Origin of the sequence: Kitasatospora sp. NBC_01250 (assembly GCF_036226465.1) — a bacterium.
Lineage (GTDB): Bacteria > Actinomycetota > Actinomycetes > Streptomycetales > Streptomycetaceae > Kitasatospora.
On sequence record NZ_CP108476.1, the window covers coordinates 4,892,521 to 4,914,572 of the forward strand.

The 22,052-nt window shown below is 71.8% G+C and carries 20 protein-coding genes; 12 read left to right on the forward strand and 8 right to left on the reverse strand.

Translation table 11 applies throughout. The features are described from left to right. The first annotated feature begins 2 nt into the window (after positions 1-2). The 5 genes from OG500_RS20455 to cydD all read left to right on the forward strand — a co-directional run bounded on the left by OG500_RS20455 (position 3) and on the right by cydD (position 9,044). Entirely contained in the window at positions 3-818 is an 816-nt protein-coding gene (locus tag OG500_RS20455) for a response regulator transcription factor (protein WP_327071617.1), read from the forward strand. A gap of 87 nt (positions 819-905) precedes the next feature. After that, a complete protein-coding gene (locus tag OG500_RS20460) occupies positions 906-2,627 on the forward strand; it encodes a sensor histidine kinase (RefSeq protein WP_327068105.1) in 1,722 nt (573 codons plus the stop codon). 258 nt (positions 2,628-2,885) lie between these two features. After that, positions 2,886-4,430, forward strand: coding sequence for a cytochrome ubiquinol oxidase subunit I (locus OG500_RS20465; RefSeq protein ID WP_327068106.1), 1,545 nt, complete (start codon positions 2,886-2,888; stop codon positions 4,428-4,430). A gap of 18 nt (positions 4,431-4,448) precedes the next feature. After that, positions 4,449-5,474: a cytochrome d ubiquinol oxidase subunit II gene (cydB, locus tag OG500_RS20470; RefSeq protein ID WP_329582262.1), complete on the forward strand. Its 1,026-nt coding sequence runs from the start codon at positions 4,449-4,451 to the stop codon at positions 5,472-5,474. A 3-nt stretch (positions 5,475-5,477) separates the two neighbouring features. Continuing rightward, positions 5,478-9,044, forward strand: a complete 3,567-nt coding sequence (cydD, locus tag OG500_RS20475) for a thiol reductant ABC exporter subunit CydD (RefSeq protein ID WP_329582265.1) — start codon at positions 5,478-5,480, stop codon at positions 9,042-9,044. Between the two features lie 203 nt (positions 9,045-9,247). Here the strand turns inward: cydD and OG500_RS20480 are convergent, their stop codons facing one another. Further along, on the reverse strand, positions 9,248-9,523 hold the full coding sequence (locus OG500_RS20480; protein ID WP_327068109.1) for a hypothetical protein: 276 nt from the start codon (positions 9,521-9,523) through the stop codon (positions 9,248-9,250). Between the two features lie 480 nt (positions 9,524-10,003). Here OG500_RS20480 and OG500_RS20485 point away from each other — a divergent pair, with 480 nt between their 5' ends. The 4 genes from OG500_RS20485 (at position 10,004) to OG500_RS20500 (ending at position 13,835) form a co-directional block, all read left to right on the forward strand. Continuing rightward, on the forward strand, positions 10,004-10,804 hold the full coding sequence (locus OG500_RS20485; RefSeq protein ID WP_329582270.1) for a hypothetical protein: 801 nt from the start codon (positions 10,004-10,006) through the stop codon (positions 10,802-10,804). Between the two features lie 443 nt (positions 10,805-11,247). Further along, positions 11,248-11,775, forward strand: coding sequence for a DUF6879 family protein (locus tag OG500_RS20490; protein WP_329582273.1), 528 nt, complete (start codon positions 11,248-11,250; stop codon positions 11,773-11,775). Between the two features lie 27 nt (positions 11,776-11,802). Continuing rightward, positions 11,803-12,654 (forward strand): helix-turn-helix domain-containing protein, encoded by an 852-nt coding sequence (locus OG500_RS20495; RefSeq protein WP_329582276.1) that lies wholly within the window; start codon positions 11,803-11,805, stop codon positions 12,652-12,654. A 290-nt stretch (positions 12,655-12,944) separates the two neighbouring features. Beyond that, positions 12,945-13,835 carry a terpene synthase family protein gene (locus tag OG500_RS20500; protein ID WP_327068116.1) on the forward strand — a complete coding sequence of 297 codons (891 nt, stop codon included), beginning with the start codon at positions 12,945-12,947 and terminating at the stop codon, positions 13,833-13,835. A 170-nt stretch (positions 13,836-14,005) separates the two neighbouring features. Here OG500_RS20500 and OG500_RS20505 read toward each other — a convergent pair whose 3' ends face one another. The 3 genes from OG500_RS20505 to OG500_RS20515 all read right to left on the reverse strand — a co-directional run bounded on the left by OG500_RS20505 (position 14,006) and on the right by OG500_RS20515 (position 15,345). Further along, entirely contained in the window at positions 14,006-14,227 is a 222-nt protein-coding gene (locus OG500_RS20505) for a hypothetical protein (RefSeq protein ID WP_327068117.1), read from the reverse strand. Positions 14,228-14,270: 43 nt separating this feature from the next. Next, a complete protein-coding gene (locus OG500_RS20510) occupies positions 14,271-14,846 on the reverse strand; it encodes a GNAT family N-acetyltransferase (protein ID WP_327068118.1) in 576 nt (191 codons plus the stop codon). Between the two features lie 70 nt (positions 14,847-14,916). Continuing rightward, positions 14,917-15,345, reverse strand: coding sequence for a hypothetical protein (locus OG500_RS20515; RefSeq protein WP_329582282.1), 429 nt, complete (start codon positions 15,343-15,345; stop codon positions 14,917-14,919). 105 nt (positions 15,346-15,450) lie between these two features. On the opposite strand from OG500_RS20515, the gene OG500_RS20520 reads away from it, so the two are divergent. Continuing rightward, on the forward strand, positions 15,451-17,244 hold the full coding sequence (locus OG500_RS20520) for a sensor histidine kinase (protein ID WP_329582284.1): 1,794 nt from the start codon (positions 15,451-15,453) through the stop codon (positions 17,242-17,244). Positions 17,245-17,315: 71 nt separating this feature from the next. Here OG500_RS20520 and OG500_RS20525 read toward each other — a convergent pair whose 3' ends face one another. Beyond that, positions 17,316-17,867 carry a carboxymuconolactone decarboxylase family protein gene (locus tag OG500_RS20525; protein WP_329582286.1) on the reverse strand — a complete coding sequence of 184 codons (552 nt, stop codon included), beginning with the start codon at positions 17,865-17,867 and terminating at the stop codon, positions 17,316-17,318. Between the two features lie 97 nt (positions 17,868-17,964). On the opposite strand from OG500_RS20525, the gene OG500_RS20530 reads away from it, so the two are divergent. Beyond that, positions 17,965-18,507, forward strand: a complete 543-nt coding sequence (locus tag OG500_RS20530; protein ID WP_327068122.1) for a MarR family winged helix-turn-helix transcriptional regulator — start codon at positions 17,965-17,967, stop codon at positions 18,505-18,507. Between the two features lie 58 nt (positions 18,508-18,565). Here the strand turns inward: OG500_RS20530 and OG500_RS20535 are convergent, their stop codons facing one another. The 3 genes from OG500_RS20535 to OG500_RS20545 all read right to left on the reverse strand — a co-directional run bounded on the left by OG500_RS20535 (position 18,566) and on the right by OG500_RS20545 (position 21,316). Then, a complete protein-coding gene (locus tag OG500_RS20535) occupies positions 18,566-19,696 on the reverse strand; it encodes a DUF1648 domain-containing protein (protein ID WP_329582290.1) in 1,131 nt (376 codons plus the stop codon). Beyond that, entirely contained in the window at positions 19,693-20,142 is a 450-nt protein-coding gene (locus OG500_RS20540; RefSeq protein ID WP_329582293.1) for a GntR family transcriptional regulator, read from the reverse strand. The genes OG500_RS20535 and OG500_RS20540 overlap by 4 nt, the downstream gene beginning before the upstream one ends. A 94-nt stretch (positions 20,143-20,236) precedes the next feature. Next, a complete protein-coding gene (locus OG500_RS20545) occupies positions 20,237-21,316 on the reverse strand; it encodes a helix-turn-helix transcriptional regulator (RefSeq protein WP_329582296.1) in 1,080 nt (359 codons plus the stop codon). Positions 21,317-21,410: 94 nt separating this feature from the next. Here OG500_RS20545 and OG500_RS20550 point away from each other — a divergent pair, with 94 nt between their 5' ends. Beyond that, positions 21,411-21,839: a DUF3224 domain-containing protein gene (locus OG500_RS20550; protein ID WP_329582299.1), complete on the forward strand. Its 429-nt coding sequence runs from the start codon at positions 21,411-21,413 to the stop codon at positions 21,837-21,839. Positions 21,840-22,052: the final 213 nt, after the last annotated feature.

Consider the following 22,052-nt stretch of genomic DNA (forward strand, 5'->3'; position numbering starts at 1 on the left):
CGATGACGCAGCTCAGCGGTGCCGGCTCGGCGGCGATCGGCCGCACCTCCGGTGAGGCCTTCCTCCTCGTCGTCGACGACGAGCCCAACATCCGCGAGCTGCTCTCCGCCTCGCTGCGCTTCTCCGGCTTCCGGGTGGAGTCGGCGGCCACCGGCGAGGAGGCGCTGGCCGCGATCGCCGTCGAGTGCCCCGACCTCGTGGTGCTCGACGTGATGCTCCCGGACCTGGATGGCTTCACCGTGGTCGAGCGGCTGCGCGAGCAGACCCGCCGCCAGCAGATCGCCAACCCCGCGGGCCTGGCCGCCCGCCCGGGCCGCCCGCGCCCCGCCGACCACCTGCCGGTGCTCTTCCTCACCGCCAAGGACGGCACCGAGGACAAGGTGCACGGTCTGGCCTCCGGCGCCGACGACTACGTGACCAAGCCGTTCAGCCTGGAGGAGCTGATCGCCCGGATCCGGGCGATCCTGCGCCGGGCCGGCGGTCCGGCCGAGGACGGCCGGCTCACCGTGGCCGACCTCACCCTCGACCCGCTGGCCCACGAGGTCACCCGGGACGGCCGCCCGATCTCGCTCTCGCCGACCGAGTTCAAGCTGCTGCACTACCTGATGGCCAACGTCGGCCGGGTGGTCTCCAAGGCGCAGATCCTGGACCACGTCTGGGCCTACGACTTCGGCGGCGACCTGAGCATCGTCGAGTCCTACATCTCCTACCTGCGCCGCAAGCTCGACTCCGGCCCCGACCACGGGCCGAAGCTGATCCACACCGTGCGCGGCATCGGCTACGCGCTGCGCCGGCCGCCGCAGCAGCCGCAGGACTGACCGGCGGTGCGGCGGCGACGGCACCCGGAAAGCGACCTGACGGATCGTCAGGCGCCTTTCCCGCGCCGTCTGCTGGCGCGCTGCCGGGTGCTGCGCCCGCTCGCGCTGCTGCGCGGCACCGGGCGTCTGTCGCTGCGGGCCCGGCTGCTGGCGCTCACCCTGGTGCTGGTCACCACGGGGCTGGTGGCCAGCGACCTGATGGTGCTGGGCGTGGTGCGCTCGCAGCTGACCCGCCGGCTCGACCAGCAGCTCCAGCAGTTCGGCAACGCGCAGGCGCAGCGCAGCTGGCACCGGTCCGGTTCGGGCTCCACCGCCGACGGCGGCCAGGGGGCGCAGGGTCCGCAGGGCTCGACCGGTGCGCAGAGTTCGCCGGGTGCGCAGAGTCCGCAGGGTGCGCCGGGTGCGCCGAGTTCGCCCGGTGCGCAGAGTTCGCCCGGCCCCGACGCCTCCGCCGGGGACAAGCAGATCCGGCCGCCGAGCCAGTCCGAGCTGCCCAGCATGTACGAGATGCGGATGCTCAACGCCGACGGAAGCGTGCGGCGGACCTACCGGCAGCCGATCGCGCCCAGCGACCCGGAGCCGGTGCTGCCCCCGCTGACCGGCCCGGCCCTGGCCGCGCATCTGAACCGGGCCTTCGTCGTCCACGGCGAGGACGGCGGACGGTGGCTGGTCCGGATCATGCCGATCCAGCGCTCCGGCCCCGCCCGCGCGGACTCGACCGCCCAGGGCCAGTCCCCCCAGGGCCAGTCGTCGCAGGGCCCGTCACCGCAGGGCAGCACGGCGGACCCGAATTCCGGCCCCTCTTCCTACGTCCTGGTCGCGGTCAACCTCGACGACGTGGACACCAGCGCCAGCAAGCTCGCCCAGGCCTTCCTCGCGATCGGCGCCGCCGTGCTGCTGCTCATAGCCGGCCTCGGCGCCTTCGCGGTGCGGGCCGGCCTGCTGCCGCTGCGCCGGATCGAGCGCGGCACCGAGCTGATCGCGGCCGGTGAGCTCTCCTACCGGATGCCGGCCCTGCCGCCGAGCACCGAGGTCGGCCGGCTCTCGCTCGCGCTGAACGGGATGCTGGACCAGATCGAGTCCGCGTTCGCCGCCCAGGCCGCCTCCGAGGCCCGGATGCGCCGCTTCGTCGCGGACGCCTCGCACGAGCTGCGCACCCCGCTGGCCGGCATCCGCGGCTTCGCCGAGCTCTACCGGATGGGCGCGCTGGCCTCCGACTCCGACGTCAAGCGCACCATGGACCGGATCGAGAGCGAGGCCGTGCGGATGGGCGGCCTGGTCGAAGACCTGCTGACGCTGGCCCGCCTCGACGAGGAGCGCCCGCTCGACCTCGCCCCGATGGACCTGCGCACGCTGGCCGCCGACGCGCTGCACGACCTCACCGCCCTGGACCCCACCCGCCCGGTCGCGCTGACCGGCCCCGGCGGCAGCGGCCCGCCCGGCGCGGCGGCCGTGCTGGGCGACGAGGCCCGGCTGCGCCAGGTGGTGACCAACCTGGTCGGCAACGCGGTCAAGCACACCCCGCGCGGCACCGCCGTCCGGATCGGCGTGGGCACCAGGCCCGACGGCTGTGTGCTCGAAGTGGCCGACTCCGGACCAGGTCTGACGACCGATCAGGCCGAGCGTGTCTTCGAGCGCTTCTACCGCGTCGACGCCTCCCGCAGCCGCCACGAGGGCGGCGGCGCGGGTCTGGGGCTGGCCATCGCCGCCGCCTTCGCCCGCGCCCATGGCGGCGCCCTCGCGCTGGACACCACCCCCGGCGTCGGGGCCACCTTCCGCCTCACCCTGCCCCGGTCGAGCGGCGAGTAGCGCGGGCGACCCCGCCGCCTGCGTCCTTACGCCGTCTTCACCTGCACTTCACCCCACCCCCCGCCACTCGCAGCCGCACAGGTGTGCGGCATACTGTCCTCAGTGCGGCGCTTGTGAAAGTGTTCACGTTCACAAGCTCGCAAGCTTGACCGGCATTGGTGCGGTTCGTGCTGAACGGTGCCTTTGTCCGGTTGTGTGGGGCAAGATCCTGGGTGAAACCAGGGCGGACCGGACAACGGATCGAAGGAAGAGGGCGAAGTGCAGCTAGCGATCGCTCACGAGACCATCGCGCGATGGCAGTTCGGCGTCACCACCGTCTACCACTTCCTCTTCGTCCCGCTGACGATCAGTCTGGCGGCGACGGTCGCCGGACTGGAGACGGCCTGGGTGCGCACGGGGAAGGACAAGTACTTCCACGCCACCAAGTTCTGGGGCAAGCTCTTCCTGATCAACATCGCCATGGGCGTGGTGACCGGGATCGTGCAGGAGTTCCAGTTCGGGATGAACTGGTCGGACTACTCACGCTTCGTCGGCGACGTCTTCGGGGCGCCGCTGGCGATGGAGGCGCTGATCGCCTTCTTCTTCGAGTCCACCTTCATCGGGCTGTGGATCTTCGGCTGGGACAAGCTGCCGAAGAAGATCCACTGCGCCTGCATCTGGCTGGTGGCGCTGGGCACCGTGCTCTCCGCCTACTTCATCCTGGCGGCCAACTCCTGGATGCAGCACCCCGCCGGCTACACGATCGACCCGGTGACCCACAAGGCCCAGCTCACCGACATCACCAAGGTGCTCTTCCAGGACACCTCGCTGGTGGTGGCCTTCCACACGCTCACCGCGGCCTTCCTGACCGGCGCCGCCTTCATGGTCGGCATCGCCTCGTACCACCTGTGGAAGACCAAGCGCCGCCCGGAAGGGGCCGACACCCGCAGGACCGCCTCGATGCGCGTCTCGCTGCGGCTGGGCCTGGTGATGGCGGTGGTCGCCGGCCTCGGCACCGCGATCAGCGGCGACACGCTGGGCAAGGTGATGTTCGAGCAGCAGCCGATGAAGATGGCCTCCGCCGAGGCGCTGTGGGACACCCAGGCGCCCGCGCCGTTCTCCATCTTCGCGATCGGCAACGTCAACGCGGGCCACAACTCGGTGGAGTTGGAGGTCCCGGGGATACTCTCCTTCCTGGCCCACAGCGACTTCAGCTCCCCGGTGCCCGGCATCAACGACACCGCCGCCGCCGAGGCGGCCAAGTACGGCGGCAAGCCCACCGACTACATCCCCAACATCTTCGTGACCTACTGGGGCTTCCGCCTCATGATGGGCTTCGGGATGACCTCCTTCGTGGCCGGCGCGATCGGGCTCTGGACCACCCGCAAGAAGTTCTTCCTGGCGCCGGAGTTCCGCACCGGCGAGGACGAGCCGCCGCGCCTGATGCTCACGAAGAACCGCGAGCTCGGCCCGCAGCTGACCAAGTGGAGCTGGCGGATCGGCATCCTGACCATGGGCTTCCCACTGATCGCCAACAGCTTCGGCTGGATCTTCACCGAGATGGGCCGTCAGCCCTGGGCGGTCTTCGGCCTGATGACCACCGCCGACGCCGTCTCCCCCAACGTCAGCGTGACCACCCAGGTGATCGCGTTCAGCACCTTCACCGCGCTCTACGCGGTCCTCGCCGTGGTCGAGGTCCGGCTGCTGCACAAGTACGCCAAGGCCGGCCCGGACGTCGACGAGCGCCCGCCCGCCAAGGACCCCACGCTGCGCGGCCCCGCCTCGGACGAGGACGCCGACAAGCCGCTCGCCTTCGCCTACTGAGCCGGGGAGAGAAGAGACATGCACCTGCACGACGTCTGGTTCGTCCTGATCGCGGTCCTGTGGACCGGCTACTTCTTCCTCGAAGGCTTCGACTTCGGCATCGGCGTGCTGACCAGGCTGCTCGCCCGGGACCGGGCCGAGCGGCGGGTCCTGATCAACACCATCGGCCCGGTCTGGGACGGCAACGAGGTCTGGCTGCTCACCGCGGCCGGCGGCACCTTCGCAGCCTTCCCCGACTGGTACGCCACCCTGTTCAGCGGCTTCTACCTGCCGCTGCTGGCGATCCTGGTCTGCCTGATCGTGCGCGGCGTGGCCTTCGAGTACCGGCACAAGCGCGGCGAGGAGCGCTGGCAGCGCGGCTGGGAACTGGCGATCTTCTGGACCTCGCTGCTGCCCGCCTTCCTGTGGGGCGTGGTCTTCGCCAACATCGTGCACGGCGTGGCGATCGACCAGCAGAAGAACTACGTCGGCTCGGTCGGCGACCTGTTCAAGCCCTACGCGCTGCTCGGCGGGCTGGTCACGCTGGCGCTGTTCACCTTCCACGGCGCGGTCTTCGCCGCGCTCAAGACGGTCGGCGAGATCCGCGGCCGGGCCCGCGCGATGGCGCGGTGGCTGGGCCTGGTGACGGCGGTGCTGGCGGTGGCCTTCCTCGGCTGGACCCAGGCGCACCAGGGCACCGGCTGGAGCCTGGTGGCGTTCGCCGTCGCGGTGCTCGCCCTGCTGGGCGCCCTGGTGGCCAACCAACTGGCCCGCGAGGGCTGGGCGTTCAGCCTCTCCGGGCTGACCGTGGTGGCCGCGGTGGCGATGCTCTTCCTGGCGCTCTTCCCGAACGTGATGCCCTCCACGCTCAACCCGGCCTACAGCCTGACGGTCAGCAGCGCCGCCTCCTCCGCCTACACCCTCAAAGTGATGAGCGTGGTGGCCGCGGTCTTCACCCCGCTGGTGCTGCTCTACCAGGGCTGGACGTACTGGGTGTTCCGCAAGCGGATCGGTGTCCAGCACATCCCGGCCGCCGACCACGCCCTGCCGGCTGCCGAGGCCTGAGCCATGAAGCCCGTCGACCCCCGGCTGCTCGCCCAGGCCCGCACCACCCGGGTCTTCCTGGCCGGCTCGGTGCTGCTCGGCGGCACCGGCGCGCTGCTGCTGCTCGCCCAGGCCACGCTGATCGCCGAGATCATCGTCCGCTGCTTCCAACGCGGCCAGGGCCTGGGCCAGTTGGCCACCCCTCTGGTACTGCTGGCGGCCGTCGCGGTGGGCCGGGCGCTGGTCGCCTGGCTCACCGAGCTGACCGCCCACCGCTCGGTGGCCCGGGTCAAGTCGCAGCTGCGCGGCCGGCTGCTGGAGCACGCCACCGCGCTCGGCCCCGGCTACCTGGCGGGCCGGCGCACCGGCGAGCTGACCACGCTCGCCACCCGGGGCGTCGACGCGCTGGACGACTACTTCGCCCGCTACCTGCCGCAGCTCGCGCTGGCCGTCGTGGTGCCGGTGGTGCTGCTGGCCCGGATCGCGGGCGCCGACTGGGAGAGCGCGGCGGTCATCGCCGGCACGCTGCCGCTGATCCCGCTCTTCATGGTGCTGATCGGCTGGGCCACCAAGGACCGGATGGACCGCCAGTGGCGCGCGCTGGCCCGGCTCTCGCACCACTTCCTGGACGTGGTCGGCGGACTGCCCACGCTCAAGGTCTTCAACCGGGCCAAGGCCCAGGCCGAGGCGATCCGGCGGGTCACCGACGAGTACCGCCGGGCCACCCTGCGCACGCTGCGGATCGCCTTCGTCTCCTCCTTCGCGCTGGAGCTGCTGAGCACCATCTCGGTCGCCCTGGTCGCCGTCTCGATCGGCTTCCGGCTGGTGGACGGCAGCCTCCCGCTGGAGACCGGGCTGCTGGTGCTGGTCCTGGCCCCCGAGGTCTACCTCCCGCTGCGCCAGGTCGGCGCGCTCTACCACTCCAGCGCCGAGGGCCTGGCGGCGGCCGAGGAGGTCTTCGCCGTGCTGGAGACCCCGCTGCCCGCCGCCGGCACCGTCCCCGCCCCCGCGCTCGCGGGCGCCACCGTGACCCTGGGCCCGCTCACCGTCACCCACCCGGGCCGCACCGCCCCCGCGCTCGCCGGCACCCGCCTGGAGCTCGCCCCCGGCACCACCACCGCGCTCACCGGGCCCAGCGGCGCGGGCAAGAGCACGCTGCTCGCCGTGCTGCTCGGTTTCGTCCGCCCCGACGCGGGCGGCGTCACGGTCACCGCCGCCGACGGGCGCGCCCACGACCTGGCGGAGCTGTCGCCCGAGTCCTGGCGCGCGCAGATCGCCTGGGTGCCGCAGCACCCGCACCTGTTCGCCGGCACGGTCGCCGACAACGTCCGCCTCGCCCGCCCGGACGCCCCCGAGGACGCGGTGCGGGCCGCGCTGGCCGCCGCGCACGCGCTGGACTTCGTGGAGCGGCTGCCCCAGGGCCTGCACACCCCCCTCGGCGAGGGCGGCACCGGCCTGTCCGCCGGGCAGCGGCAGCGGCTCGCCCTGGCCCGCGCGCTGCTGACGGACCGTCCGCTGCTGCTGCTCGACGAGCCGACCGCCAACCTGGACGCGCAGAGCGAGGCGGCGATCGTGGCCGCCGTCCGGACGCTGGCCGAGGACCCGGCGCGCACCGTCCTGCTGGTGGCGCACCGGCCGGCGCTGCTCGCGGTGGCCGACCGGCGGGTGGCGCTGGCGGCTCCTGCGGCGGGGCCTGCCGCTGCTGGCGCTGCTTCGGCCGGCGTCTCCGCTCTTTCCGCACCTGCGACCCCGGTCGCCGCTGCCGCGCCTGCCGTTCCTGCCGCGCCTGTCCTCGTCCCCGCCACCGGCGCCCCGCTGCGCCGGGTCGCCGCGCTCTTCGCCGCCGCCGAGGCCGGCCGCCCGCGCCGCCGGTTCGCGCTCGCCGTGCTGCTCGGCAGCCTCGCGCTCGGCTGCGCCGTCGCGCTGCTCGCCACCTCCGGGTGGCTGATCTCCAAGGCCTCGCAACAGCCGCCCGTGCTCTACCTGATGATGGCCGTCACCTCGGTGCGCGCCTTCGGCGTCGGCCGCAGCTTCTTCCGCTACTGCGAGCGCCTGATCTCGCACGACGCGGTGCTGCGCACCCTGGGCAGTCTGCGGGTCACCGTCTACCGCCGCCTGGAGCGGCTGGCGCCCACCGCGCTGCCCGCCTTCCGGCGCGGCGACCTGCTGTCGCGGCTGGTCGCGGACGTCGACGCGGTGCAGGACTGGTACCTGCGCTGGCGGCTGCCCGCCGCCGTCGGGGTCACCGTCTCGCTGCTCGCCTCCGCGGGCCTGGCACTGCTGCTTCCCGGCGCCGGGCTGACGCTTGCGCTCGGCCTGCTGCTGGCGGGCCTGGCGCTGCCGCTGCTGACGGCCCGGACCTCCGGCCGTACCGAGCGTCAACAGGCTCCGGCTCGCGGCGAGTTGGCCGCTGCCGTGGTCGACACCTGCACCGGCGCCGCCGAGCTGACGGTGGCCGGTGCGCTGCCCGACCGGCTCGGCGCGGTGCGGGCCGTCGACGCCCGGCTGACCGCGCTCGCCGCCCGCTCGGCCGGCACCACCGCGCTCGGCGCCGGATTGATGGCGCTGCTCACCGGGCTCACCGTGGTCGGCTGCGCGGTGGTGGGCGTGCTCGGCGTGCGCTCCGGCAGCCTCTCGGGCCTCTGCCTCGCCGTCGTCATCCTCACCCCGCTCGCCGCCTTCGAAGCGGTGACCGGGCTGCCCGGCGCCGTCCAGGTGCGCGAACGCAGCCGGGCCGCGGCCGGCCGGCTCACCGAGGTCTTCGACACCCCGGACCCGGTGCGCGAGCCCGCCGACCCCGCGCCGCTGCCCGCCGACCCGTTCCCGCTCGCGGTGCGCGGCCTGCGGGCCCGCTGGCCCGGACAGGAGGCCCACGCCCTGGACGGCGTGGACCTGGACCTGGCCGCCGGGCGCCGGATCGCGGTGGTCGGCCCGTCGGGCTCGGGCAAGACCACGCTGGCGCAGGTGCTGCTGCGGCTGCTCGACCCGAGCGACGGTTCGGTGGTGCTCGGCGCCGGCTGTCCACAGGCTGTGGACAGCCGCGCGCTGGACGGCGACGCGGTGCGCACGGCGATCGGCCTCTGCGCCCAGGACGCGCACGTCTTCGACAGCTCGCTGCGCGAGAACCTGCGCCTGGCCCGGCCCGATGCCCTCGAATCCGACCTGCGTGCCGCCCTCGCCGCCGCCCGCCTGCTCGACTGGGTGGACACCCTCCCCGAGGGCCTGGACACCATGGTCGGCGAACACGGCGCCCGCCTCTCCGGCGGCCAGCGCCAGCGCCTGGCCCTGGCCCGCGCCCTGCTCGCCGACTTCCCCCTGCTCATCCTCGACGAGCCCGCCGAACACCTCGACCTCCCGACGGCGGACGCCCTCACCGCCGACCTGCTGACCGCCACCTCAGGCCGCGCGACCCTCCTGATCACCCACCGCCTGGCCGGCCTGACGACGGCGGACGTGGACGAGATCGTGGTCCTGGACGCGGGCAGGGTCGTCGAGCGGGGGAACTGGACGGAGCTGGCGTCCCGCGAGGGCGGCCGACTACGCGCCCTGTGGGAGCTGGAGCGCGCGGCGGACGAGCTGGTGGGGGTGTAGGCCGGGGTGGCGAGTCAGGGCAGCGCTATGCCTGGTACTCCCAAGGATTGAGCACGAGCGCACCGGTTCGGTGGAGGTGCTTGATGTTGCGGCTGACCACGGTCCAGCCGTTCGCGATGGCCGTCGCCGCGATCAGCGCGTCCGGCGGATCAATGCCTGCCCCGGCACTCGCTCAGCGATCACATTGGTATCGAGAAGGAAGATCACTCGTCGTCCGCCGCATCGTCGTATGACCGCGCCCCGAACTCCAACCCATCGAACGGCGTTGTCAGCAGGTGATCCAGAAACCCATCACTTCCGAGCGTCGCCCAGCGGTGCAGTATGGCCGGAAGGGCGTCGATATCAGTGTCGGCCAGTTCGGCATCGAAGTGTTCGACCTGATCCTTGGGCAACGAATCCCGGATCTCCCGGATCGTCCGCAGCGGATGAGGCTCCTCGGGCCGATGGGGCGAGCGTGGCAGATTCGGGGCGGTGCTCATGATCAGCTCCTCTGTCTCACGACCCGCAGGCCTGTACCTGAGGACAAGCCTAGGCCCGGACGCCCGTCGCTACCGGTGGCTGTGCGAGAACTCCTGTCCGGCCGCCCCGCTGGCCTGCGCCCGGGTCCGGCGCTGCGGGTCCAGATCGGCCTGGACCCGGCGCGAGGTTCAGGCTGTGCCCGGGGATGCCCTGGACCATTTCCATGGGGGCGACGGGCGGGTGCTGACCTTCGTCGCCCACAAGCGCCTCACCCGAATGGCCGAGGGCGCGCGAACCCGAGCTTCGGGCGTCGGGATTCGAGCGTTCTCTCTGAGGAACGGTGGGGAACCAGATCCCGCCCACCCACCCAATGGCCTTGCCGGTCAATGAATATGACTTATCGTCATAACTTGACGGCGCTCGGCAATTACGGTGTACGGTTCGCGCAAATAAACAACCCCCGCCGGTGCTGACAACACCGAACGGGGGTCTGACCAACATTGATCGAGATCGAGGTCGATCCAGTGGCTGCCTGCCACCCTACCGCTGCGCCCGGCTACGGCAAGCGTTCCGCGCCGTCCCAAAGTCCGCGCACCCAGAGTGACTTCTCCCACCTTCCCGAACGCGAGGCCTATCTCGCCGCCTACATCGACCGTCTGCCCGACGGCGCGGCGATCGACACCAAGACCCTCGCCCGCGAGCAACCCCGCTACGGCCAGCAGGCCGTCCGCTCCGCCCTGCGCAAACTCGCCGACCTCGGCCACCTCCTGCGCATCCGCGAACGCGCCGGCGAGGGCCTCACCCGCTGGGTCTCCCGCACCTACTTCTCCCGCACCGCCCGCCCGGTGGTGTGGTGGCAACGCTTCCTCGCCGACCGCCGCACCAGCGGTAGCGCGGACACCACCCCCGCGCCCCCTGCGCACTCCATCGCCTACCGCGCCCTCGCCTCCCTCGGCGCGGCGGACAAGCGGATGATGCTCTCCGCCAACGAGTGCGAGGAGTTGGAGCCCCTGGCGGCCGCGTGGTTCGCCCGCAACGTGACGGTCGAACAGTTCCGCTACGCGATGACGAACGGCCTCCCCACCACCATCCAGTGCGCCGGAGCCTTCACCCGCAAGCGATTGATCGACCGCATCCCCCCAGAGCCGGAGCCTATGCCGGAATGCCCGACCTGCCGAATGTCGCACAGCGGCAGATGCAGCGTCCAAGAACCAAACGGAACCCCCACCACACGCATCCGCGCCTGGGCGGACCTGTCCCGCACCCTCATCCGCGAAACGAAACAACGGACAAAGCGATAGCCACTCGGCCTCGGGAATGCACTCGCTCCAACTCGATCGTGCAGCTTCACTCCCAGCCACGCCGACTGGGGAGGTCCCCGGTCGCCTACGTGCGGGAGCGCACGGGTGGCGAACTGCGACACCACCGCACACCATCGCGCTCTTGACTGCACTGTCCGCCTGAGTGAAGGTCATGCAAGCTCGCGCAACTCACTTGACGTGGGAGATCATCATGAAGCTACGGTTCATCGGTATCGACCCTGAGACCAACGGCTATGGATCGCCGACCGTTTGGGTAGACGAAGACACCAGAGAGCTGGTCATCCAAGGTTGGGTCGCAAGCCAGGAGCTTCGGCGCCAGGTCACTGCGACACCGGCCCCTGGCCACGTTGCAGGAATCCCGGATGGCGAGGAGCTCGTCAGGATTCCGGCCCGCATGGTGCCGGCACTACGGAAGGCGTGTGATGTCGCAGAGCGACTGGATTGAACCGTTCCGCGCAGCTCGCGTCTCGGCGGTCCACTTGGAGATGCGCGACCATTACGCGGTCGGCAACGAGTCCGGGCCGTTCGACACGTGGCGGGAGACCGGGGAAGCGGATGTCGACCCTGACTCGGACATGTGGCGGCCCTGGACCAGCGTCGTCCGCGATCTGGTCGCCCGTGGCGTCGTCATGCGTCGGGCACGTATCGTCTCAGAGCCAGTCACGGAGTACATCCGTTACGAGCACGCAGGTACGAGCGTGAACCTTGCTGTGGGCGAGCAGGTCCGCTGGCTACCGCGTTCGCGCGCCTCCGATATCGCACTACCCGGCAACGACTTTTGGTTGTTCGATGGCTCCATGGTCGTCTTCAATCACTTCACCGGAGACGGCGAATGGTCCAGCCATGGCACCGAGACTCGCACCGAACAAGCGGTGATCAAGCTTTGCCAGGAAGCATTTGAGGTTGTGTGGCAGCGTGCGATCCCGCACCAGGACTACGACATTCGCTGACCAAATATCTCCCAGTGACCGCAGATCATGGCTCAGTCTCCATCTTCCAGTGCTCAGGCGGCCCGTAAGCGTGTGGCAGGAAAGCTTCGTGATCTTGTCCTCGATGCGGGAATCACAAGTCAGGAGCTGTCCGAGCGATGTGGCTGGAGCCCGTCGAAGACATCGCGGCTGCAGCACGCGTTGGCGGCTCCATCCGATTCTGATATCCGTGCCTGGTGCGTTGCGTGCGGGGTCCCTGATGATGCAGAGGACCTGATCGCCGCGAACCGACAGGCCGATCAGCTCTATACCGAGTGGCGCAAACTGAACCGCAGCGGTCTCCTGCTCAAGCAGCAGGACATCCTGTCGCTCGTGGAGAGGGCGCACGTACAGCGCGTGTACTGCTCGAACGTGATCCCTGGCTTCCTTCAAACGGCGGAGTACGCAACCGCCTTGCTCTCGGCGATCACTTGCTTCCAAGGGACTCCGGACGATGTCGAGGAGTCTGTGCGGGAGCGTCTGAAGCGCCGGCGGGCGCTCTATTCCGGGGGGCGCAGGTTCGTTGTGCTGTTGGAAGAGTCTGTTCTCCGGTACCGGATCGGTGGAGTCGATGTGATGAGAGGCCAACTCGGCTGCCTTCTGGAGGTGATCGGTCTCCCCTCCGTGGCGCTTGGCGTCATTCCGTTCACCGCTGACCGGCTCGCCATGTGGCCGCTGGAAGCCATGTACATCTTCGACGACGAGCGTGTGAGCATTGAATCATTGTCTGCCGAGATCAGCATTACGGTTCCGACGGAAATCCGCCTCTATCAGCGTGCATTCATCGAGTTGGGCCACATGGCGGTCTACGGACAAACGGCAAGAGCATTGATCCAGGCCGCGATTCACGCCCTCGGGTGACGCGCGCGCAAGAACACGCAAGACGGTAGAGGTTCGTTGCACGCCGTCCCTACCGTCCTTGTCATGGCAGATCTTGCGGAGTCCGTGCCACAGCCCCTCGTTAAGCTGCCGTCCGTGGACGATGTCCTGACTGACACTCAGCAGCATTGCGCCGACTGCGGATTATCGAACGCTCCACACCGTGGGGAGGTCCGGACGTCCAGGGTGGCCGACGGCGTGGTGCGGGACGAGCGCGTCCGCCGCTGCACTGCGTGCCACTGCAAGAAGCGGCGCGCGGGGGCGGTGGCCTGATGGGGACCGATGCCCGCCACACCGACCTCTACGTCTCAGCCGCCACCTTCCTCACCCAGTACGGTCTCCATCCCGACCCGGCGGGCTACCTCGCGCACGGGTACGTGGATCTCTGTCTGGCCGGGTGGCCGACCGCGTGCGGCGCCGAACTGGATCTCGCTACCCGTTGGGCGTTGTGGACGTGGATCGTCGACGACGTGTTCGACGCGGAGCTGCTGGGCGAATCCCCGCAGGTGGTGGGTGAGTTCACGCTCACCCTGCTCCTGGTTGCCGGTGGCAGTGCCCGGCCCGCGCCGGGCGATCACCCCGCCGTGCGCGCCCTCGCGGATCTGGCGGCGGACACCCGGGCGATGATGCCTGCCCTCTGGTGGCAGCGGTATCTGACGCACCTGGAGGAGTGGGTCCATGCCGCCTCCGCCAAGCTGCTCGACTTCGTCCAGCCGCACCGCACGCCAACTCTCCGCCAGTACCTGACGATCCGGCCGACCGACGGCGGGATGCTGCTCGCCGCCATGTGGTGCGAACTCGCCGGGCGGTGTGTCACGCCCGACTGGAACGACGCCCTGGTGCAGTCCCTGCTGCACAGCTTCTCGACCATCGGGTGCCTGGCCAACGGCCTCGCCGCCGACGCCGCCGACACCTTCACCGCCGTCGACGCCCTACGCGCCAGCCACCCACTGCCCCCGCCCCAGGCCCACGCGCACGTACGGGCGCTGCTCGACGCCGAGGAGCGCCGCTTCTGGTGGCTCTGCACAGCCGTCCGCGACGACGAACTCGCCACTGCCACGCGCCAGTTCGCCCGCGCCCTCGAGCGCTTCCGCCACGCCCTCACCACCTGGACCACCACCAGCACCCGCTACGCCCTCGCCGTTCCACAGGCCCCGCGATGAACGCGGCACACGCCGAACTCCGCTCCCTCGGCCGGCGGCTCGACCAGGCCGCCGCCCAAGGGGCCTCGATCAGCACCCTGGCCGACGTGCTCGCCTCGATGCGTGCACTCCATGAGTGCATCACCGAGCAGGTGGCCCGGGATCTCGGGCAGTTGGCCTCGGCGCTTCGCTCAGTCGCCGACGTACATCCAACCGATGAAGATCCAGAGCCCCGAGACCCCGAGCAGCACGGCACCTGCCAGCAGGGCGCCGAGGGCGGCCGCAGCGGCCCAGAGGGCCGTTCGCCCGAAGGGCAGCCACCAGCGAGGCGGGAGCGACAGGTGTGAGGCTGCGGCCGTCGTGCGGGCTCGGCGGCTGACGGGGGTGCCCTGGCCCCAGGGGTGGTTCTCCATGGGTCAAGGGTGATCGTGAATCGGGCGGCGGGCCTGAGTACTCCTACTCAACTCCGGGCGGCACCAGCGGTGTGATCACCGAGGGGCCGGTGAAGTCGGCGGCCAGCGCGTCCATCAGGACCTCGTCGCAGACCTCGCCGAGCCAGTAGCCGGCCTCGCGCAGGGTGCCAACCTGCCGGAACCCCGCCTTCTCGTAGGCGCGGACGGCGGCCCTGTTCGGGGCGAGGACCTTGAGCCAGACCATGCGCAGGTTGGTGATGTGGAACGCGTAGTCGAGAGTGAGGCGGGTGGCCTGGGTGCCGAGGCCGTGGCCGCGGGCTTCGGGGGCGAGCATGACCACGTACTCGGCGGTCCGCACGGCGTGGTCGGGCAGCAGGGTGGTGACTCCCACCGGGACGGGCTCACCCGTACCCAACCCGTAGACGGTGAACCGGAGGTTCCCGCCCCGGAGTTGGTGCGCCATCCCCTCGGTGCGCGCCTCCAGGGACTCCGGGCTCTGGCGGCCGTAGCCGACCAGCAGGGCCGGGTCCTGCTCCCAGCGCCAGTACGTCTCGACGAGGTCGGCACGGTAGGGGCCGAGCGCACAGGTCTCGGTGCTGATCCACAGGACGGTACTCATGGCGGGCTCCGGGGGTGTGGCGAGCCGCGACGTGGGGTGGTCGGGGCTCGCCGGGGTGGTGGTCAGGCGGTCACCAGCGGTCGATGCCCATCGCCTTCGCGGCGGAGTGGACGGCGTTGTAGTGCGGGATCGACATGTCGGACTTCTTGTCCTTGGCCGGCAGGCCCCGGTCGGCCTGGCGGAACTCGTCGCGGGCCGCGGTGAGCAGGTTCGTTCCGTAGTTGACCGGCACGTCGTCCTTGCCGTGGACGGGGTGCGACTTGGCTGCCGTCTGGCTTCCGGCGTTGGCCAGGATGCTCCGGGCCTGGTTGTAGTCGGCGGGCTTGATCGTCTTCGGGTTCCGGGTCTCTGCCGGGGCGCGGGTGCCGGCGGTGGCCGCCGGGGTCGAGCCGGCCACCGCGGCGTAGCCGGCCGCGGGTACGGCCGCCGAGAGGAGGGCGGCGCCGACCAGGGCGGCCAGTGCGGTCGTGATGCGTCGAGTGTTGATGTGAGTGTTCATGATCTGCTTAACGGCACCGGGAGGGGCGAGTCACGCTCTGTGGTGGCCCGTGGTGACGCTGAGTTCCTCCCGTCGCTTCCGCTGCCCACCGCCTACGCTCGAAGCATGCCGAGCACCCCCGAGCCCGACGCCACCGCCGTCCCCGTCACCGAAGCGACCCCCCATCGCGTGCCCGAGATCTCCTCGCTCGGGCTGGACGAGCTGGTGACCGAGGTGGCCGAGCGGTTGCAGGTGGCCGCGGACCGGATGCAGCGGTTGCTGGAGGCGGTGGTCTCGGTCGGGGCGGGGCTGGACCTGCACGCCACGCTGGAGCGGATCGCGGCGGGGGCGGCCGAGCTGGTGGACGCGCGGTACGCGGCGCTCGGGGTGGTCTCGCCGTTCGGGCAGGGGCTGAGCGACTTCATCCACGTGGGCATCGACGACGCGACGGCCGCCGGGATCGGTGATCTGCCGCAGGGGCGGGGGATCCTCGGGGTGCTGATCGACCATCCTGAGCCGCTGCTGCTCGACGATCTGAGCCGGGACCCGCGGTCGGCCGGGTTCCCGCCGCAGCATCCGCCGATGAGCTCCTTCCTCGGGGAGCCGATCCGGGTGCGCGGGGAGGTGTTCGGCAACCTCTATCTGACCGAGAAGCGCGGCGGCGGCGGGTTCACGCCCGAGGACGCCCAGGTGGTGCACGCGCTGGCGGTGGCCGCCGGGGTGGCGATCGAGAACGCCCGGCTGTACGAGGCGGGCCGGCGCCGGGAGCGGTGGATCGCGGGGGCCGCCGCCGTGACCACCGCACTGCTCTCCACCGACGAGGCGCACTCGGCGCTGTCGGTGGCGGCCGAGCAGGTGCGGGAGCTGGCCGACGCCGAGCTCGGGATGATCATGCTGCCGACCAGTGACGGCAGCATGCGGGTCTCGCACGCCTCCGGTGCGGACGCGGAGTACGTGGTCGGCGAGCTGGTGCCGGGGTCGGGGTACGCGGCCAGGCTGCGCGACGGGGAGAGCATCTTCATCGACGACATGTCCAAGGACCCGAAGCTGGTGATGCGCCTGGCCCGCAGCTACGGCCCCTCGATGGCGCTGCCGATGGTCGCGGCAGGCCGGGTGCTGGGCGGGCTGGTGGTCTGGCGCGGGCACGGGGCGCGGCCGTTCAGCCAGAGCGAGAAGGAGCTGGCGGCCACCTTCGCCTCCCAGGCCGCGCTGGCCCTGCGGCTGGCCGAGGGGCAGCGGGACCAGCAGCGGCTGGCGGTCTTCCAGGACCGTGACCGGATCGCCCGGGACCTGCACGACCTGGTGATCCAGCGGCTCTTCGCCACCGGCATGATGCTGGAGAGCGCGGCCCGCAAGGCGCAGGTACCCGAGGAGGTGGACCGGCTCGGACACGCGGTGGACGAGCTGGACGCCACCATCCAGGAGGTCCGCACCACCATCTACGCCCTCCAGCACGACGACCACGGCGACGAGCCGGACACCCTGCGCACCCGGGTGCTGCGCGAGGGCAGCCAGGCGGCGGCTGCGCTCGGCTTCAAGCCGTCGATCACCTTCATGGGGCCGGTGGAGAACCTGGTCGGCGATGCGACGGCCCGTCAACTCCTCGCCGCGCTGAGGGAGATGCTCTCCAATACGGCACGTCATGCGCGCGCCTCGCGGGTCGGGGTCGAACTGGACGCCACCGTCCACCTGGACGACCAGGGCCACCCCGTCTCCGGTGATCCCGAGGTCCCGGACCGCGCGGGCCGTCCGGGCGTGCTGCTGACCGTCACCGACGACGGCGTCGGCATCCCGGCGGGCGGGCGGCGCAGCGGGCTGGCCAATCTGCGCCGCCGCGCCGAGCACCTGGGCGGCGACGCCTGGCACGAGCCGGGCCCGAACCGCCGTGGTACCCGGGCGCGTTGGTCGGCACGGCTGTGAGGCGCGGGCCCGGGTCGGCTTAGGGACCGTCCGGCAAGATCCGCCGGACAGTCCCTAGGGTCTTCCGGCTCCTACGCCCAGGCGAACGGGGCGAGCTGCTCGTCCAGTTCGGCGTCGGTGAGGCGGTTGGCGAGGGTGGAGAGGGTGTAGGTGCCGATGCCGAGCACCACCTCCAGGGCGTTGCGCGGGGTGTAGCCGTGGGAGAGGAAGGCGTCCAGCGCTTCGGGGGATGCGGCGCCCGAGGTGGCCAGGAGCTCCAGGGTGAAGAGCCGGACCGCCTCCAGTCGGGGCTCGTCCAGCGCGGCGCCCGCGCGCAGGGCGGTGATCAGCGACTGGTCGGCGCCCATGCCGGTCAGCCGGCCGGTGTGCATGGCGACGCAGACGTGGCAGGCGTTGCGGGTGGCGATGGTCAGGACGAGCACCTCGCGGGCGAGTGCGTCCAGGGTGCTGCTCTCGAAGCGCTTGTTGAGCTCCAGGAAGCCGGAGAGCAGCTCCGGGGACTCGGCCATCGTGCGCACCGGGGTGGGCAGGTAGCCGAGGTGGCTGGCGGTCGCGGCCATGGCGGGCCGGGCGGCGGCCGGGGCGGTCTCGGGGGTGTGGGTGGGGAAGTGCTCGCAGGACATGATGGATCGGTCTCCTCGTGCGTCGTAAAATGGACAACGTGGTTGACTAAAAACGTAAACCAGGTTGTCTATCTTGGCAAGGACGGAGCGAGAAGCGATGGCTGAGCACCTGAACGGCGGGGCGGACGGCGGCGCGGGCGACGGGACGGGCGACCGGACGAACGACGGCGCGGGCGACCGGGCGGGGTACGGCTTCGAGCTGCCGCTGCTGCTCTTCGCCGGCTTCCGCTCGATCATCGACGAGCTGCACACCGAACTGGCCCGCCAGGGCCACCCGCAGGTGCGCCCGGCGCACGGCTTCGCGCTCCAGGCCATCGGCGTGCGGGGCGCGAGCGCGAGCGAGGTGGGCCGGCGGCTGGGCGTCACCAAGCAGGCGGCCGGCAAGACCATCGACCGGCTGGAGGCGCTCGGCTACGCGGAGCGCGTGGACGACCCGGCCGACGCCCGGCGCAAGCTGGTCCGGCTCACCCCGGGCGGGCTGGACGTGCTGGCCCGCTCGGCCGCCGTCTTCGAGCAGCTGCGGGGCCGCTGGGCGGCTGAGCTGGGCGAGGGCCGGGTGCGCGCCCTGGAGCAGGACCTGCGGACCATGGCGTCGCCGGAGTTCTTCCGGCTGGACGTGGCGGGCTGGTTCGGCTCCTGATCCAGGACGTCAGCCGGTGAGCAGCGGCTGCCGGTCGACCGGTCAGCCGGTCAGCCGGTCAGCCGGTCAGCAGCGGCAGCCCGACCGCGAGCGCGATGGTCAGCGCGAGGAAGAGGATCCCGTACGGGCTGCCCAGGTTGATCGTCCAGCCGATGCCGAAGCGCCTGGGCACGAAGGCGGCGGAGTCGGCGCGGTTGACGTAGCACAGGCCGCCGAGGCGCCAGTACCGGTCGTCGTCCCGGTGCACCACCGCCGGCCTGCCGCTGCGGGCCTCGGCCCCGGTGACGTCGGCGACTCCCGCGGCCTCCCTCGCCGGGCTCCGGCTGCCTTGCTGGCCGCTGCTGATCGCCACCACCAGCACCACGGCCAGCCCGAGGGCCGTCGGCAGCAGCAGGGCGAGGGGCGACAGGGTGCGGGCGCCGTCCCAGATCCGCCAGGCCGCCACGGTGATGCTCAGGTCGGCGCCGAAGGTCAGCACCATCAGGCTGCGCGCCATCCGGGCCAGGAAGCGCCGGTGCTGCTCGGCGGTCACCTTCACCCGTGCCGGGTCCAGGTCGGGCCGGGCCCGGAAGACGGCCCAGCCGACCAGCAGCATGACCAGCGTCAGCACCACCTGCGCGATGACCGGCGCGAAGGCGCTGCCCACCGACTTGGCCGCCAGACGGTCCGCCCGGCCGGGGCCGTTGAAGTGCATCGCCAGCTGGGCCGGCATCGACGGGTAGCGCAGCGCGCCGGCCACCGCGGTGCCGAGGGTCAGCAGCACGGCGGGCAGCGACCAGAGCCACGGGAAGCGCGCGGGGTCGGTGCGCAGCGAGGTGTCGGCGGCCACGCCCTCGTGCAGCCCGTCGAACCACCCCTCGCGCTGCTTGACCGCGGCGATCGCCCGGTGCGCGCGCAGGTAGCCGGCCAACTGGACGGCGAGCAGGGCGACCAGCGTCACCGGCAGGGCCGCGGCATCGCCGCCGGCCAGCCCCCAGGCGGTCCCGGCCGCCAGCACCGCGCCGCCCGCCAGGGCGATCCACCACCGGTAGGCCCGCAGCTGCTCACCGACCACGGGCGCATCGGCCCGCTCGTCCGGGACCCGTACGCCGAACGGCAGCGTCGCGAGCGCCAGCGAGGGCATCAGCCAGGCCGCGCCGAGCAGCAGCAGCCCGATGGCGGTCAGTAACAGGACAACGGTGGTGCTCATGTCGAATCCCCCAACTCCGGTACAGGTGTGTCTGGTACGGCTGCGGACAGGACTGGCGGGACGGGCAGGCCGAAGCCGCGCAGCGTCGTCGCGCAGGCGGCCAGCGCGGCGGGGCCGTCCAGGCCCTGGGCCACCGCCTCGGCGAGCAGCGTGTGCAGCCGCAGCCGCCACTGCTCGGCGAACTCGGCGGACGGCGGGCCGGAGCCCGGGTCGCGCTGGACGACCGCGCCGGTCCTGCGGTTCAGGATCAGCAGGCCCTCCTGCCGCAGCAGGTCGTAGGCCTTGTTGACGGTGTGGAAGTTGATCCCCAGGTCGGCTGCGAGCTGGCGGGTGGCGGGCAGCGGGCTGCCCGCGACCAGGTCGCCGACGGCGATGGCCGCCACCACCTGGTCCCGGATCTGCTGGTAGATCGGGACCTCGCCGGTGAGGTCGAGGGTGAGGATCACGGTGGCCCCCGCTCTTGTCTGTCTGCTCTATTACTTATAGAACAATGGAGGGTTCGACGGCAATGGCCGGTGGTCTCCGGACCGGCCCCATTCCCTAGGGCAGGTAACGGGCGGCGAGCGCGGCCACCTCGGCGGCCAGCGCCGCCCGCAGCTCCGGCGGGCCCACCACCTCGGCCTCCGAGCCGAAGTGGAGCAGGTCGCCGACCGCGACGGCCGGCGACTCCACCGGGAGGGTGAGCCGGATCCAGCCGTCCGGTCCGGGCGCCTGCGCCCGAGCCAGCGCTCGTGCGCCGACGGCACCGAAGCGGGCCGGCAGCAACTGCGCTGCGCGCGGGGAGAGTCGCAGCTCGGCGGTCCCCTGGTGGAGCATGGCGGTCAGCCGGTCGGCGGCGGCCGTCCAGTAGGCGGCCAGCTCGAAGTCCGCCGGGCGCTCGAAGCTCCGGCCGGTCTGCTCCACGGCCAGGAAGCGCGACACCCGGTAGGTCCGCGGGCCGCGCCGCTCGCCGCCGTCCGCCGCCCCGACCCCGTCCGCCTCGTTCGTCCCCGCCTCCGACCCCTCCGCCCCCTCCGGCCCCGCCCCCTCTGCTACCGCCTCCGGCTGCGGCTGCGGCTCCGCGAGTGCGACCAGGTACCAGATCCCGCTCTTGAGCACGAGCCCCAGCGCCCGCAGCTCGCGCCGCACCTCCCCGCCCCAGCGCCGGTAGTGGCAGCGCACCACCTGTTGCTCCCAGACCGCCCGGGCGAGATCCCCCAGCCACGGCACCTGCTCGGCTTCGCGGAACCACGCCGGGGCGTCCAGGTGGAACCGGTCCTGGATCCGCCGGGCCCGGGCCGCCGCCTGCTCCGGCAGCGCCGCCTGGAGCTTGAGCTGGGCGGCGGTGAGCGCGGCCCCGAGCCCCAGGTCGCGGGCCGGTCCGGGGGCGCCGGCCAGGAAGAGCGAGCCGGCCTCGGCGTCGGTCAGCCCGGTCAACCGGGTGCGGTAGCCCTCCAGCAGGCGGTAGCCGCCGGCCGGGCCGCGCTCGGTGACCACCGGGACGCCGGCTGCGCCGAGCGCCTCGACATCGCGGTAGACGGTCCGGACCGACACCTCCAGCTCGGCGGCCAGCGTCGCGGCGGTCAGCCGGCCGCGGTTCTGCAGCAGGAGCAGCAGGGCGAGAAGGCGGTCGGCGCGCATCCGGCCATCCTGCCGGAACCGGCGGGGATACCTGACAGAAGGTGGCAGGTATCCCCGCCAGGGTGGTGCGGGCAACCCCACCGAGAGGACCGTCATGACCGACACCAGCAGCAACACGACCACCACCACCGGCCGTTTCACCTCCACCGACTGGCAGGAGCACCCGATCGGCGCCGGCGGCACGGCCCCGCGGCTGGCCAGGGTCCGGGTCGCCAACGACTACACCGGCGGCATCGAGGCGACCGGCACCGTCTGCGAGTACACCCTCTGCTACGCCACCGGGAAGACCGGCGCCTTCAACGGCCTCGAGCTGCTGACCGGCCGGCTCGACGGCCGCACGGGCGGCTTCGTGATCGAGCAGCGCGGCACCTTTCATGAGGACGGCAGCGTGCGCTGCGCCTTCGAGGTCGTCCCCGACTCGGGTACCGGCGAGCTGACCGGGCTGCGGGGGAGCGGTTCCTACGTCACCGTGCCCGGGGAGCCGGCGGTGTCCTACTCCTTCGGGTACCACGGCCTCGGCTGACGGCCACCGCACATCTGCTCAGTTCGCCTGCCCCACAGGGCAGTTGTGCCACGGCGCGGCACTCCCGTCCGGCCCCGGGCCCGCCGAAGATTAACGGGGGAGAACTTCCCGGCCAATAGAGCTGCCGAACGGGCATCCGCTCTATCCGTGTCCAGTTCCGCACACATACGGTTGCGCCGATTGGGTGCCGAGCACGGGATCTCTACGTGACGC

Excerpts from the sequence above, each read along its gene's own strand:
- OG500_RS20495 (WP_329582276.1), top strand. The coding sequence starts at position 11,803 with ATGGCTCAGTCTCCATCTTCCAGTGCTCAGGCGGCCCGTAAGCGTGTG.
- OG500_RS20490 (WP_329582273.1), top strand. The coding sequence starts at position 11,248 with ATGTCGCAGAGCGACTGGATTGAACCGTTCCGCGCAGCTCGCGTCTCG.
- OG500_RS20515 (WP_329582282.1), bottom strand. The coding sequence starts at position 15,345 with ATGAACACTCACATCAACACTCGACGCATCACGACCGCACTGGCCGCC.
- OG500_RS20550 (WP_329582299.1), top strand. The coding sequence starts at position 21,411 with ATGACCGACACCAGCAGCAACACGACCACCACCACCGGCCGTTTCACC.
- OG500_RS20535 (WP_329582290.1), bottom strand. The coding sequence starts at position 19,696 with ATGAGCACCACCGTTGTCCTGTTACTGACCGCCATCGGGCTGCTGCTG.
- OG500_RS20510 (WP_327068118.1), bottom strand. The coding sequence starts at position 14,846 with ATGAGTACCGTCCTGTGGATCAGCACCGAGACCTGTGCGCTCGGCCCC.
- OG500_RS20505 (WP_327068117.1), bottom strand. The coding sequence starts at position 14,227 with ATGGAGAACCACCCCTGGGGCCAGGGCACCCCCGTCAGCCGCCGAGCC.
- OG500_RS20500 (WP_327068116.1), top strand. The coding sequence starts at position 12,945 with ATGGGGACCGATGCCCGCCACACCGACCTCTACGTCTCAGCCGCCACC.
- OG500_RS20455 (WP_327071617.1), top strand. The coding sequence starts at position 3 with ATGACGCAGCTCAGCGGTGCCGGCTCGGCGGCGATCGGCCGCACCTCC.
- cydD (WP_329582265.1), top strand. The coding sequence starts at position 5,478 with ATGAAGCCCGTCGACCCCCGGCTGCTCGCCCAGGCCCGCACCACCCGG.
- OG500_RS20530 (WP_327068122.1), top strand. The coding sequence starts at position 17,965 with ATGGCTGAGCACCTGAACGGCGGGGCGGACGGCGGCGCGGGCGACGGG.
- OG500_RS20480 (WP_327068109.1), bottom strand. The coding sequence starts at position 9,523 with ATGAGCACCGCCCCGAATCTGCCACGCTCGCCCCATCGGCCCGAGGAG.
- OG500_RS20520 (WP_329582284.1), top strand. The coding sequence starts at position 15,451 with ATGCCGAGCACCCCCGAGCCCGACGCCACCGCCGTCCCCGTCACCGAA.
- OG500_RS20525 (WP_329582286.1), bottom strand. The coding sequence starts at position 17,867 with ATGTCCTGCGAGCACTTCCCCACCCACACCCCCGAGACCGCCCCGGCC.
- OG500_RS20545 (WP_329582296.1), bottom strand. The coding sequence starts at position 21,316 with ATGCGCGCCGACCGCCTTCTCGCCCTGCTGCTCCTGCTGCAGAACCGC.
- cydB (WP_329582262.1), top strand. The coding sequence starts at position 4,449 with ATGCACCTGCACGACGTCTGGTTCGTCCTGATCGCGGTCCTGTGGACC.